We start from the raw sequence: 13828 nt of genomic DNA, 5'->3' as shown, positions 1-13828 counted from the left end.
CTATTCGGTAATATCTGCCGACGCCACCTCTCCGATGAGCGCCCTCACGAGCCATTGAGCTAGATCAATGCCCGGCCGGTTCCCGGCATCAGCGCCGAGGTCCGACCGCGGAGGATCTGGGCGGCGATCAGAGCCTGAGAGCCGAATTGAAGAAATCGAAGGCTCAGGGCATTCTGCTCCCATGGCTTTGACCTTGGCACTTGTGACGACCATCTGCGTCGTTGCGCTAACGGAACGCAGCGTTGAACACCTGCTGTTTGCGATCGCGGCGCTCTTCCTCAACGCGGCTCTGCTGCTGGTTTTCGTTGCCGATTTCGAGAGAGCGATCCTGCTGTCCGGTACGCTGGCAGTCGCAATCGCCGGTGTATCGATCGTGAAGTTCAAACACAGCGCACTCAAACTGATCGTTTCCGATGTGCCGCTCGCGTTTGCAGGCACGGTCCCGTTCTTCGTGTTGCAATACCCACGCATGATGTTGGGTGTTCTCGCCGCGGGATTCCTGCTCGCTTTCGCTTCCGTCGCGATCCTGGTCTACGCCGCCGGATCTCCGATTTCCGTCGCTTTTCGAATCCCCTTGTTCTGCCTTGCGCTCATCGGCTTCGCGAAGGTCTCCGCCATCAAGGGAGCCACGTCCTTGCGGCTGACGCTGACGCAAGGCCGGTGCTTTTATTCCACCTTCATGGCCTCGCTCGTCGACCCCGCGTCCTGGCGACAGTTCAATGGGCTGGCTCTGAGCGATATCGCAAACGAACCGCTGCCGCTGAAGGAAGCGGTGCCTGCGCGCTCCAGCGACCGTCCAGACATTATCGTCATCCAGCACGAGTCGGTCTTCGACCCGCGCATGTTCGGGCTGCCGATCGAGCCGGTCCTCGAAGCGTTCCTGTCTCCTGCAGAAGGGGAGTCCGGGTGCCTCAACGTGGACATCTACGGTGGCGGCTCGTGGCAGTCCGAATTCAGCCTGCTGACCGGTCTTTCAAGTGCCAGTTTCGGTTCGGGCGCCTACTACCTCTTCAGGAAAGGCGCCGGCCGGTTCCACAGCAGCCTGCCGCGCTCGTTGGCCTCGCTCGGTTACAAGACGACACTCACATCGAGCTGTCGCCGCAACTTTCTCGACTATGATGAATTTTACAGCTCGATCGGCATCGACGAACGCATTTTCATCGACGACTTTCCGCTGCCCTTTGACATCAGGCGTTTCGAGGCGACGAATTCCGATGCAACATTTCTACAGGCGGTGATCGACGCTCATACCAAAAGGGTTACCAACGACCAGTCACCTCAATTTCTTTATGTGCTGACCAACTTCAATCACGGTCCGCATAATCGGCGGCTTGTGCCGCCCGGACAGCTTGAGCGGGAGCGCGCCTTTGCATTGGCGAGCCTTCCCGACGCCGGATACGCTGAATATTACGCGCGACTCGTGGAGACCGCCTCGACCTGGCAAAAGCTCAGGGAGAAGCTGGCAAGCAGTTTTCCGGGGCGCCCTGTTCTCGTGGTGCACTATGGGGACCATCAACCCGTGCTAACGAGACGGATCGATCGGCACCTGGAAGGCCCGGGAGACGGCCGGAGTCCGTTTCGTACATTTTACGCGATCGAGGCTTTGAACATCCCTCACTTTGAGCCTGGACGGGGCGCGGACCTCGATATCGCGTTTCTTGGAACTGTCGCCTTACGACGGGCGGGTCTCCCGCTTGACCCAATATTCGCTACGCGTGCAAGCTTGCTTGACGATTGCGGAGCATCCTACTTTGCATCGGCCTCCGAACGGAAACGCCGATTCCACCGCACGCTCGTGGATCGGGGCCTGATAGACTTGAAACCGCGCGTTCGGCACGCTCGCTAGCCGGGCGCATTTTTCCGTGCTTTGCTCGGCGCCACCATGCAGGAGGTTCATATGGATGACCGAACCAAGCGGCTTGCGCTGGAGCGTCACTGGAATGCGTCGGATGCCGGCGATTTCGACGTCGAGCATGACATCTACCGCGAGGATGCCGTGCTTGATTATCCGCAATCCGGCGAGCGAATCCGTGGCCGGCATAACATCAGGGAGAGCCGGTTCGTGCAGCCGAACAAGAAGCGCTTTGCGGTCCGGCGAATCGTTGGAAGCGGCGATCTCTGGGTGACTGAATTCACGCTCAGCTATGATGATATCCCGTCCTATGCAGTGAGCATCATGGAGTTCCGCGAAGGACTGGTGGCGCACGAGACGCAATATTTCGCCGACCGGTTCGAGCCAGCGCCGTCGCGTGCGCATCTCGTCGCGCGCGTTTGAATGGACGGCGCGCGGCGGTCTGCTTCCATGCAATCCTTCAGCACCGAGAGATTGACCGCCGAGCGGCTGCATGAAGGTCACCTCGCCGACCTGGTCGCACTGCACCTCGACCCCGAGGTGTCCCGCTATCTCGGCGGAGTGCGCTCTCCCGAGGCGACGAAGGCCTATCTCGCAGTCAACATGGCCCATTGGGACCGCCACGGCTTTGGGCTCTGGGCGCTGAGAATGCCGACGGGGGAGTTCGCCGGGCGGGCAGGAATTCGGCATATTCTCGTGGATGACGTCGACGAGACCGAGATCGCCTACACGTTCAAGCGCAGTCTTTGGGGCCAGGGATTGGCGAGCGAGATCGCGAGCGCGCTGACGAGCATCGGACTGGCACGGCTCGAGCTGCCGTCCCTTATCGGCCTGGTTTTCGTCGAGAACCACGCATCCCGTCGCGTGCTGGAGAAATCCAGCTTCAGCCTGGAGCGGCACACGATCTATCGCGGCGAGGACGTCGTGATTTACCGGGCCCAGCAGGTCTAGCCCGTCATCGGACCTGCCCGGTCGCCGCGGCATTCTTGTCGGTCAGAATGCTGATGCTGATCAAGAGAACCCAGACCGGGAACACCACGATGCTCCAGTCGAAATAGTAGCTGCCGATCAGAAGGATCGCCGCGATCACCTATCCGCCAAGCGCCAGCCAGCGCGGCGTGAAACCGGTGTAGACGCCGATCGTCGACGTCGTGATCATGAAAACGGATGCTGTCTTCACCACGTAGATGTTGATCATGCCGTAGGCCAGCGCGCGTCCGAAATGGAACGTCGCCGAATTGACCAGGACCTCGGGGGCGGCGTGAAACGCGAGGATGATCGCCCCCACGACGGCCGCTGCTGCAAACAGCATCGCCAGGAGCAGAAGGCCGCTGCCAAGAAATACGGTTGCGAAGAACTGGTCCTCGCGCTCCCCAAGCTTGTCACGGAGCGCACCGACGAACCAGAGAAAGGCTATTCCAGCAAAGGGCACCAGATTCAACGCGATCAAAACGTTGGTAGCTCCGGTATGCAGCCAGGCGCCCGTTTCCAGGGGATCTCGCGGCACCGAATGCCGCATCAGCACAAACACTGCAAAGAGCAGGATCGAGAACACGACACCGGCGATCGCGGCGGCTCTCGGGGTTCGCAAATGGGCGTGCATCACGCCTGCCCTGTCAGCGGAATCGCGCATAGCAGAACTCCCTCAGATGGCCGGCGAAGATGACGCGAAATCCCGGTGGCACGATATGGCCGGCACTTGCTGCGAGGAGACGTCACGCAAGAACCGATGCGACCTTGATCCGGCCTGTTCTCCTCGATTTGGCAAACAACTCGAAGTCCCGTTCGGTCTGCCCGGCATAGCCGATCGCAAATTTGCCGATCGCGTCATCTAGTGCATCGCTCTTGCCGCAATAACCTGCGATCGTCGCGGCATCGCCTGACTTGGCGTGCGCCAGTGCCAGGGCCCAGCCGCACATGCCGCAATAGTCGGGCAGCGACTCCAGATCCTCGAGTGCGGCCCCACCCTTCAGTTCCGAAAGCTGCCGAACGTAGAAATCCCGTCCATCGGCCCGTCCCCAGCCGAGGAAGATGTCGGGCGATCCCTGCATCAGTCGCTGGCCGACCACCACCCTGCGCCCCTGGTGCTCGAAGGGCAGCTTGATCCCGACATGGGACGCAAGCACGGAGCGTTGTGCTTCCTTGATCTGGAGAAAGAGCGGGTCGCTCTCGTCGACACCCTGAAGCAAAAGTACCCAGCACCGCGTGCCGACGCTTCCGATCCCGACCACCTTGCGCGCGAAATCGACCAGTTGGTAACGCGACAGCAGCAGCCTCCGATCGTAAGTCATGGAATCGATGTAGGCCTGGAGAAGACGGTCCAGGAACACCCGCGCGGGCGTACCGGATGAGCTCCGCGTCGTGCGCTCGATCAGGGGAATGTGCTCGATGAAGCGGTGCTTGCCGTTCACTTGCTCGGTCAGCTTTTCGAGCGGCCGGATGTGTCGCACCTTGTCGATGACGTCGAGGGCTATACGGCGCATCCTGGACGGCAGGCCGTCAAGAATGGCGCGCTCGTCGATCCGATCATACCAGACTTCCAGATAGCCCATTTCAGCGTAGCGAAAGATGCGCTCACGATAAATGGCGACACATTCGCGGGCGGCCTGTTCGCATTTCACTCTGTCACCGCCGAGGCATTGCGCCGCCACCGCCGCGCTCGCTGCCAGCCGCTTGAGGTCCCATTCCCACGGAGCCACATAGACTTCATCGTAGTCGTTGATTGCAAAGATGAGATTACGTTCGGCCGAAGCATAGACGCCGAAGTTCTTGACGTGCGCGTCACCGCATCCAACCACGGCAGTGCCTGAGATCGGCAGGCCCGCCAGATCGCTCGCCATGATGGCCGCAGCTCCGCGAAAGAATGCAAAGGGATTTTCGAGCATGCGGCCGTATTTGATCGGCAGGAGCTCCTTGACCCGGCCGGCATCCTGCTGCGCCAGAATGTCGACGGGATCCGCGCGCCTCGCTGCTGGCTCGAAGTTAGCCTGCGCCGAGCGGGGAACCTGTTTTCGCAACGCCTTGCCCGCCGCCAGGCGCTCTCTGACGGACGGCCGCTTCAGCAGGAAGCTGTCGATCAGGGCACGATCGCCATGCGCCTCGATCATGCGGTAGAATGTGGACGGCGGCTGCAGATTGGCCACTCTCATGATTGGCTCCCGGAGCTGCGACCGCTGCAGGGGAAATCACCGGCGCGCTGGTGCCAGGCGCGCACGCCGTCCGTGATGCGCTCATAGAATCCGTCCGGCCCTACGGCCGCTTCTATGCCGGCGCGCCGCATGTCCTCGCGAATGGGATCACGAACGCGGACGAATGCCACGCCGATCCCCTTCTTCTGCAGCTCCCGGACCAGCCGCAGCAGCTCATCACCTCCGGTGATATCCATGAAATCCACCGAGGCGAGATCGAAGAGCACGCGTTTTACCGGCGGCGGCGCCGCGATCGAGGCGCGCAGCCCGGCGCCGATGTGACCAACGCTCGCGAAGAAGAGGTCGCCGCCGACGCGCCAGATCAGGAGCCCTGGAAACGTGATTGCTTCCGGATGAACCCGGACATCACGGTAGGCTTCCGTGCCTGGCAGTTGTCCCAGCGCGGCGCCCTTGGGACGGCTGGCCAGATAGATCAACCTCAGGAGCGACAGCACGACTCCGATCGCGATGCCCTGCAACACGCCCAACGTCAGTTCGCCCGTGATGACGATAAGCGCGACCGCAAACGACCAGCGGCTGCGGACCAACACGTCATGCAGGTAGGTCGGCTTTGTGAGGTGCAGCATCGCCGCAATGACAATGGCTGCCAGCGCCGGCTCGGGCATGTTTCGGAATAACGGTGTCAGCAGGATCAGGGTCAGGAAGCAGAATACCGCGGCGATCAGGTTGGCGATCTGGCTGCGCGCGCCAGCCGCCATGGCCACCGACGTCTTCGAAAGGCTGCCGACAACGAGAAATCCTCCGAACAGGCCGGTCAGGATGTTTGCAGGCCCATGAGCGATCAGCTCCTGGTTCGGATCGATATCGTTTCCATCCTGCAGGGCCGCCGCTTTCGCGGCGCCCAAAGCCTCGGCATAGCCAACCAGGACGATCGCAAGCGCGCCCGGCGCGAGTTCGCGCAGGACCGGACCGTCCAGGTTTGGCATTGTGAACCCTGGCAGGCCGGAGGGGATATGGCCGGCGACGTGTACGCCAACGGCCTCTCCTCCGAGCAGTCCGACCAGGATCGTTGCCAAGGACATGACCACGAGCGCCGCCGGAATGCTCGGCGCCCAATGACGGAGCAACAACATCGCCGCGAGGCACAACAGTCCGGTCAGGGCCGGCGCGAGCGAAACTTCCGCGAGATGCTGCAGGACGTGCCAGAGCTTTTCGAAGAAATTGCCGGACACGCCGCTGATCCCGAGCAGATGAGGCACCTGGCCGATGATGGTCACGTAGACCAGGCCTTCGATGAAGCCGCGCATGACAGGCGTAGGGATAAAGCTCGCGACCCATCCCATGCGCGCGATGCCGAAGAACAGGAAGAGGACCCCGATCATGACGGCCAGGGTGGACGTAAGGGAATTGAACTCGGTCGTGCCGTGCGCCGCGACGGCGCCGACCGTCAATGCAGAGATCAGGCCGGTCGCGGTATCCGGTCCGACAACGAGCTGGCGCGACGTGCCAAACAGCGCATAGGCGAGCAACGCCGGTACGATCGTATAGAGCCCCATGATCGGCGGTACGCCGACGATCCCGGCGTAAGCCATTCCTTCGGGCACCATCACTGCCCAGAGCGCGACACCTGCAAGCGCGTCCGGCACCAGCCATTCGCGCCGATAGCCCGGTATCCAATCGAGCATCGGAAGCAGTCTGTGAGGCACCGAGACGAGGCCGGAAATCGCCATGATCCAACTGTCCGCGGACGGAAGCAGTCATTGCATGTGGTTCTCAGCCCAAACCATTGATCAAGATCAACGCCGCCTCTCCGGGATCGCCAGCCGGAGCCAGGGACGATGACAGTGGCGTGCTTGATCGGGGGAGAGATGATGGGTTTCGCTCCATCCACAATCCCTGATTATCGAGAAGGGCGCGTAGCCCGGTGGAGCGTAGCGAAATCCGGGATCTTGTGCCGGCGGATCAGACCGTCCCGGATTGCGCTGCGCTCCATCCGGGCTTCTGGACTGCTCTCTCGACCTACCGAAAATAATCCAGCACGAGGTCGAGGTCGGAGCGGCCGGCGGCGGTGCCGTTGAGGTCGGCGTCGATCACCCGGCGGCAGGCTTCCACCGCGGCATGGTCGCCGAGATCGTTGGCGGCCTCGAGCACGAGCCACGCTGCGTCGACCGAGGCCTTGTCGGGCTTCGCGCCGCCGGCGTCGGTGCTCAGCGACTTGTTGAGTTTCTTGCGAGCTGCGGTGCCGAATTGAGGCAACATGGCAAATACTCCCCTCTCGATTTCCCGATGGCGCTCAGTGCATCTGGAGTTCGGCGCGGCCTGCCGTCGGATCGGCGGCGGTGCTGTTCTTGCGCGACTGGTAGAATTTCAGGATGCTGCGTGACGTCTCGATCTTGAGGCGGCCGAACTCGCGCTCGTTGTCCTTGAGATCGCGCGCAGTGATCAGATGATCCTTGGCGCCGAGGAACAACAGCGACATCGTCGTGTCCCACGAGAAATTCAGCGCCTTGCACAGCACGAGCAGCATCTCGCGATTGCGGTCCATCAGCGCCCGCTCGATCACGTCGACCGGCAGCGCCGAGAGCAGCGACAGGCCGATCTGCACCTCGTCGAAACGGTGCTGGCGCGCATAGTTCGAGATCGAATCCTGGTTGAGGTTGCCCTGGCGGTGCTGCGTCGTCACCACGCGCTTGGCGACGAAATAGGTCCGCGACGACGGCCCGAATTTCGATTGCAGGTCGCCGGTGACGTCGGTCACCGAGCTCTGGATCTGAGACATCATCTCCGGCCGCTCGCTCGCGAGCCGGCGGCGGACGTCCTCCGACGCTTTCGCAATGAGCTGCTGGAAGATGTGCCGCGGCACGTCCTTGCGCAGGCCGAGCTGCTCGGCGAGGATCGAATCGCCGTCGGCGCGCCTCACCATGTGCAGCAGGCTGGAGCCCGAGAAGCGTGCGCCCTCATTCCTGGCGACCGAGGTCACGACCTCCTGGTTGCCACGCTTGACCAGCACGTCGGTCACGGCCTCGCCGATCGACTTGCGCTGAGAGATCGCCAGAAGGTGATCCTGCCCCTTGCTCAGGGCATTCTCGATCAGCGTTTTCTCGTCGAGCCGGTCGGACTCGCGCAGCACGGGGCCGGCGACCGCGATCTCGTCGTCGAAGGCGAGCTGATGCAGCACGTTGAGCGGGGCGTGGTCGCAGGCGACCATCAGGTCGGAGAGCTGCGCCCGCGCCGCCACCTCGATCTCGTCCGCGAGCTTGCCGATCACCTCGCCGAACATGCTGATCTCGTCGGCACTGTAGCGGCCGGTCATCAACAGGTCGGTCGCATGCCACAATGCACGTGCACGGCTTTCGTCGGTGCCGCGCGCGATCGCGTCGTCCAGATCCTGCAGAAGCGATTTCGCTTCGTTCATGGCGAATGTCCCCAGTTCTTGGCGGGCCGTCCTGTCCGCTTTGGCAGGACGCCGAATTCCTCTGGGAACCACGCTAGCGGTCAAACGCGAGAATTCGGTAAAATCGGCAAATCAGTTTTTCCGAGCAAAATTCGCTAAAGTTTACGCGAATGGCTTTACGCCCGCGCAACGCCCCACGCCTGCGCCAGCATGCGAGTTTTACGGATTGGACTGCGGCACCAGGACCAGCGGCGGCTTCGGCTTGGGCCTTGGCGGCGGAGGACCGGGCGCGGGCCTGACCTCGATCGGCGGCGGCAGCGGCGCCACCTGCTGGCTCGCGATCGGCGGGCTTGAAATCGAAGGGCCCGAAGGACCCGGTGCAGCCAGTGACGAGCGCGGTGTCGGCGCGGCCTTGGGCTCGACTTTAGCCTTGGGCTGGGCGCGTCGAGGATCGCGGCCGGGCATCGGCACGTCGACCGGCGGCGGCTCGGGCGCTGCGTCAGGTGACACGAGTCGCGGCAGTGCCGCGGTCGCCGGCGGCGGCTCGCCGCGCTCGATCGCGTCGAGGCGCCGCGTCTCGCGGTCGATCGTCCGCACCGCCAGCCACGAGGACAGCGGCGTGAGATCGACGGTACGGTTGAGCTTGTCCGGCGGGCCCGCCGCGAACACTTGGATTTCCGGAGGCGCGCCGGAGAGGCCGGTCATGATCGGCGTCAGGCTGGCGCGGATGTCGGCCTGGTCGGCGGGAATGTCATAGCCGCCGGAGACGATGGCGCGGGCGTTCTTTGCCTCTAGCGTGGTCGCGCCGACGCGCAGGCGGCCGTCGCGGATCGTGAACGGGATCTGCGCCGAGCCGATCCTCAGCGGGCCTGCCGACAGCGCAGACTCGACGAGCTGCCTGAGCCTTGAGTCGTCGGCGACCTGGCCGCCATCGCTGGCGCGGATCGCGAGCTCGAAGGCGCGCGGATCGAGCCCGGCAAGCTCGGCCGACTCCAGCGTCACGGTGCCGTTGCCGGCGAGCGCGCCGGTCAGCGCCGCAATGCTGCGGCCCTGGGCCGACAGCGCCATCTGCACCGAGGCGCGGCCCTTCGGCATCGTGAGATTGCGATAGCGCAGCACCGTCGCATCGACATTGGCAAGCTGGATGCGCGCGTTCAGCGACAGCCCGTTGGGACTGTCACGTGCATCGATGCTTGCGGTCATCTCGCCGCCGCCGATGCCGCCTTTCAGGGAATCCAGTGCCAGCGACTGGCCGTCATTGCGGATCGCGCCGCTGAAGGGCCGCATCTCGACGCCACCGGGCAGACCGCCGCGCAGGGCCTGGAAGACAATGCGGCCGCGCCAGCCGTTGAGAAGCCCCGCCGCGAGCGGCTGGTCTGCGTCGCGCCCGGTCGCCCCGATGGCCACCGCCAGGGCCGGCACGAGATCGAGCGTATCGAGCCCGACCTCGCCATCGATGGTTTTCTCCGGGTCCAGCGTCATCGCGAGACGACCCCGCAAGTGCGAGCCCGAGGCGGCGCTGTCGAGATCATCGAAGATCAGCCTGTTGCCGGACAAGGTCACGCGCGAGGACAGATTGACGTTTTGTGCTGACTTCTCGCCCGCACCGATCCCGAACAGCGGCGCGAGGTTGGCGTTGAGCACGCGCAAGTTCACGCTGGCCTTCGGATCGGGCAAGGACAATTCGACGCTGCCCTGCGCGTCCGCATCCAGTCCGCCTCCCGCGATCTTCGCGTTGAGCTGAAGCGGCCGGCCCCAGACGCCGCTCACCTTGCCTTCTGCCTGCGAAGCCCCCTCGCCCGCCGCGACCACGCGGTCGAGGCCGAACAGCGTCAACAGCGAGCTCGCCTGCGGCGCGGAGAGTTTTGATTCCAGCGTGAAGTCGCTGTTGCGCAGCCTGTCGAGGTCGAGCCCGTTGATCGCCGCCACCAACGTCTGCGCTGACAGCGTCGCCGTTCCCTTCAATTGCGGCGCTTCGAGATCGAGCGCGGCGCGCGCATTGGTGCGGTCGGCATGCTCGGCGTTCTTGTCCAGGTTCAGGTCGAGCTTGAGGCGCGCCGGCCCGGGCAGCGCGTCGAGGCGCTCAAAGCGCGCGCCAATCGCCGGCGCGATCGGGTTGATCAGGGCCGTGAGCTGAGAAAGGGAATTGGCCGCCGACTTCAGCGTCAGCCTGCCGGTCGCATGCGCACGATCGAAGCTGCCGCTCGCTTCCGTCGTCACGCCGCTCGCCTGGCCGAACTGCAACTGCTCTAGCGCCAGCGTGGCCGGGCTGTAACCGAATTTGGCGGCGAACGGCCGCAGTTCCTGCCCAGCCGAGATCGCACGGCCGACGTCGAGTGACAGTTTGGCTTCGTCCGGCCATTCGCCTTGCGGCCCGGCAAGGCCGCGCACGAAACTTGCGGCGGCGTCGAGGTCGAGCCGGTCGGCCTTCAGCTCGGCATCAAACCGCGAGCCTTTGTTGGCAGCGGTCTGCGCGAAGGCGATGCGGCCCTCGACCGCGCCACCCTCGATCTCGGCGTTCAGCTTGTCGATCGCGAGATGGTTGGCGGCGACCGTGACGTCGCCGCTCAGGCGCAACGGCTTCGTGCTGCGGCGATTGATCTCGCTGCGGCCCTGAAGCCAGGCCACAAGCGTATCAGGATCGGAGGATTCGATGCTGAGCCGGCCGCTGAAGCTGTCCGATCCTGGCGTTGCGCCGTTGAGCGCGACCTGGGTCATGCCCGGCGCGCGCAGATCGAGCCGCTGGAAGGTCCAGGACCTGCCGTCGGTCTGCAACTCCGCGGCGATGTTTTGCAGCGGCCGGCCGCCGAGCATGATCTGCTCGGAACTGAACGAGATCTGCGCCGGGATTGGCGCCTGCGGAATCGCGGCGAGCCCTGCGCGCAGCGCCGGCAGGATGCGTAGCGGCTCGGTATTGTCCTTGGCCGCGAGCTTGTCGGCATCGAGCTGCCGCGCCGACAAATTCGCGCGCAGCAGGGGTGCGGCGCCGAATTTGAGGTCGCCGACGCCGGCAACCTTGAGGGCGGTGTCTTCGGGGCCAAAGCTCGCATCGATCTGGTCGAACTTTGCGAGCGACGGATCGGCCTTGAGCCTCGTCGTGAGCTTCCACGGCGTCGGCGCGGGGGCTGCCGGCCTGTCCTTCGACGTTTCCTTCGACGTTTCCTTCGGCGGAGGCACGGCCAGCGTGAGCGCGCCGTCGAATTTCGGCAGCCGGCCGTCAAAGGCCAGCACGCCTTCGAGATCGGCCAGGATCGCGCGCTCGCCGGGATCGATATTGATGTGGAGACGGGTGGCGGTGCCGTCGGGGCTCGGCCCGGAGGAGATTCGGAACGGGTAGCGCGTGCCGGACAGGGTGACGTTGCCATCGCCCCGCACCGAGCCCGCAAGCGAGCGGACGTCGCCGGCGAACGCGATGTCGCTGAGCTCCAGCGTCGAGCGGCTGGCGGCATCATGAAGCGCGATGCGGCCCGTGAGATTCAGCCGCTCGATCGCCAGCGAGGCGAAGTTGAAGGTGCCGCTCGCCGTGGACGGCAGGTCGACCCGGCCCTTGGCATCGAGGCCGAGGTCGGCCGCCATGCCGTTGACCGTGAGCTCGGTGGCCCGCCACTCGCCGCGCATCAGCGAAGAGAGGCTGAACTCGACGTCGAGCTTGTCGGCGCGCAGCTTGCCGAGGTCGTTGTTGCCGCCGAAGGTGACCGAGCGCAGCCGCAGCGTCGGCGCCGGCAACAGCCGCGCATCGAGCTGGCCGGCCACCCGCACCGGGACACCGATGATCCGGCTCGCCTCCGCCTCGAACTGGGGCCGGAACTGGTTCCAGTCGATGAAGTAAGGCCCGATCAGCGCGGCCAGCAGCGCAATGATGAAGGCAATCGCCAATCCGAGCAGCGTCGTCTGCACGGGTCTCCCCTCGGCCAAAACCGGCACCCGGGCCAAACCCAAGCCTACGTCTAAGCCAAATCGAAGCCTAAGCCGCGCCGGAACTGCCCCTTATATAGGGGCAAGTGTGGCAATGTCACAGCGACTGTTGCGCGCGGAGGTTAACGCTGGTGCTCAATCAGACCCTCATGGTGAGGAGGCGCGCTAAGCGCCATCTCGAACCGTAGAGGCCCCGCTCCCGCCCGCGGCCATCCTTCGAGACGCCCGCCTTAGGCGGGCTCCTCAGGATGAGGAGGGGGCTCCCAGAAACAGCAGTGAGGGCTATCACCAGCTCGCCGGCAGCCGCTTCAGACCGCGCAGGACGAAGGTCGGCCGCCATTCGGGGTTTTGGACATCGTCGATCCGCAAGTCCGGCAGCCGCCTGAGCAGGGTGTTGATGGCGATCTCGGCCTCGATGCGCGCCAATTGGGCGCCCAGGCAGAAATGGATGCCGCCACCGAACGACACCGGCTTGACGTTGTCTCTGAGGATGTCGAGGCGTTCGGGGCTATCGGGATAGACAGCCGGATCGCGGTTGGCCGAGCCCAGGAGGCACAGCACGCTCTCGCCCTTGGGGATTCGCTTGCCGCCGAGATCGTGGATATCCCCCAGCGTGACGCGCCCGGTCATCTGCACCGAGGAATCATAGCGCAGGAACTCCTCGATCGCGTTGGTGATCAGCTCCGGCCGCGATCTCAGCAGTGCGAGCTGGTCCGGATTGCGGTGCAGGGCCAACAAGCCGTTGCCGATGAGATTGACGGTGGTCTCGTGACCGGCCACGAACAGCAACATGATGTTCGCGGTCAATTCCTCGTTGGTGAGCTTGTTGCCGTCTTCCTCGGCCAGCACCAGCTGGGTCGTGAGGTCGTCTCCCGGATTGCGGCGACGCAGCTCGAACAATTGGTGGAAATACATCTGCGCCATCAGGTTGCGTGCGTTGCCCTGCTTGATCTCGTCCGGCGTCATGGGAACAGGATCCAGGATTCGCACACCATCGCTCGAACCCTTGTGGAACCCCTCGCGGTGCTCTTCCGGGATGCCAAGCATGTCGCAGATGATCGTGACCGGCAGACGGAAGGCGAAATCCCCGATCAGGTCCATCTGACCGCGATCGATCATCGCATCGAGCGTCTGATCGACGATTTCCTGGATACGCGGCCGCATGTCTTCCACGCGCCGCGCGGTGAAGGCCTTGACCACGAGACCGCGCAACCGGGTGTGATCCGGCGGATCGGCCTGGAGCATCGTGTGACCCAAATTCCGGAAGACCGGCTCCTCCATGATCTCAGGACCGTAGCGGCGCCTCGAGCGCTCAGCGAAATCCTTCCCGAAGCGCTTGTCGCGCAGCACGAGGCTCACCTCGGCATGACGGCTGGCGACGAACGAGCCGAATGGGGTCAGATGCATCGGATCGACCGCGCGCAGCCGCTCGTAATGGGGATAGGGATCCCTGATGAAGTCGGGGGCCAGTGGATTGAACAGCGGATCGGTTGCTGCCGGCTGCGCATGCTCGTTCAT

At 64.1% G+C, this 13828-nt stretch carries 11 protein-coding genes; 3 read left to right on the top strand and 8 right to left on the bottom strand.

What is annotated here, in order from left to right; genetic code table 11:
* Nucleotides 1-181: 181 nt before the first annotated feature.
* The 3 genes from SO139_RS09345 to SO139_RS09335 are packed head-to-tail and all read left to right on the top strand — an operon-like array spanning nt 182 to nt 2803.
* Complete coding sequence (locus SO139_RS09345) at nt 182-1846, top strand: sulfatase-like hydrolase/transferase (protein ID WP_449379243.1); 1665 nt, start codon at nt 182-184, stop codon at nt 1844-1846.
* A 51-nt stretch (nt 1847-1897) separates the two neighbouring features.
* On the top strand, nt 1898-2275 hold the full coding sequence (locus tag SO139_RS09340) for a nuclear transport factor 2 family protein (protein WP_449379244.1): 378 nt from the start codon (nt 1898-1900) through the stop codon (nt 2273-2275).
* A 27-nt stretch (nt 2276-2302) separates the two neighbouring features.
* Nucleotides 2303-2803: a GNAT family N-acetyltransferase gene (locus SO139_RS09335; protein WP_449379245.1), complete on the top strand. Its 501-nt coding sequence runs from the start codon at nt 2303-2305 to the stop codon at nt 2801-2803.
* 4 nt (nt 2804-2807) lie between these two features.
* Here the strand turns inward: SO139_RS09335 and SO139_RS09330 are convergent, their stop codons facing one another.
* From SO139_RS09330 to SO139_RS09295, 8 genes are all read right to left on the bottom strand, one after another.
* Complete coding sequence (locus SO139_RS09330) at nt 2808-2942, bottom strand: hypothetical protein (RefSeq protein ID WP_498539956.1); 135 nt, start codon at nt 2940-2942, stop codon at nt 2808-2810.
* Nucleotides 2943-3485 (bottom strand): hypothetical protein, encoded by a 543-nt coding sequence (locus SO139_RS09325; protein ID WP_498539955.1) that lies wholly within the window; start codon nt 3483-3485, stop codon nt 2943-2945.
* A gap of 82 nt (nt 3486-3567) precedes the next feature.
* Nucleotides 3568-5001 carry a DUF2252 domain-containing protein gene (locus SO139_RS09320; RefSeq protein ID WP_449379247.1) on the bottom strand — a complete coding sequence of 478 codons (1434 nt, stop codon included), beginning with the start codon at nt 4999-5001 and terminating at the stop codon, nt 3568-3570.
* The gene (locus SO139_RS09315) at nt 4998-6731 is read right to left on the bottom strand and encodes a SulP family inorganic anion transporter (RefSeq protein ID WP_449379248.1); all 1734 of its coding nucleotides are present in this window, start codon (nt 6729-6731) and stop codon (nt 4998-5000) included. Before SO139_RS09315 ends, SO139_RS09320 begins: the two co-directional genes overlap by 4 nt.
* Before the next feature lie 289 nt (nt 6732-7020).
* Nucleotides 7021-7260: a hypothetical protein gene (locus SO139_RS09310; RefSeq protein ID WP_449379249.1), complete on the bottom strand. Its 240-nt coding sequence runs from the start codon at nt 7258-7260 to the stop codon at nt 7021-7023.
* A gap of 34 nt (nt 7261-7294) precedes the next feature.
* Nucleotides 7295-8416, bottom strand: a complete 1122-nt coding sequence (locus SO139_RS09305) for a DUF2336 domain-containing protein (protein ID WP_449379250.1) — start codon at nt 8414-8416, stop codon at nt 7295-7297.
* A 198-nt stretch (nt 8417-8614) separates the two neighbouring features.
* A complete protein-coding gene (locus tag SO139_RS09300) occupies nt 8615-12292 on the bottom strand; it encodes an AsmA family protein (protein ID WP_498539954.1) in 3678 nt (1225 codons plus the stop codon).
* Between the two features lie 303 nt (nt 12293-12595).
* Entirely contained in the window at nt 12596-13828 is a 1233-nt protein-coding gene (locus SO139_RS09295; RefSeq protein WP_449379252.1) for a cytochrome P450, read from the bottom strand.

It is taken from the genome of Bradyrhizobium sp. UFLA05-89 (genome assembly GCF_059803475.1).
This window is presented reverse-complemented; position numbering and strand designations above follow the sequence as displayed.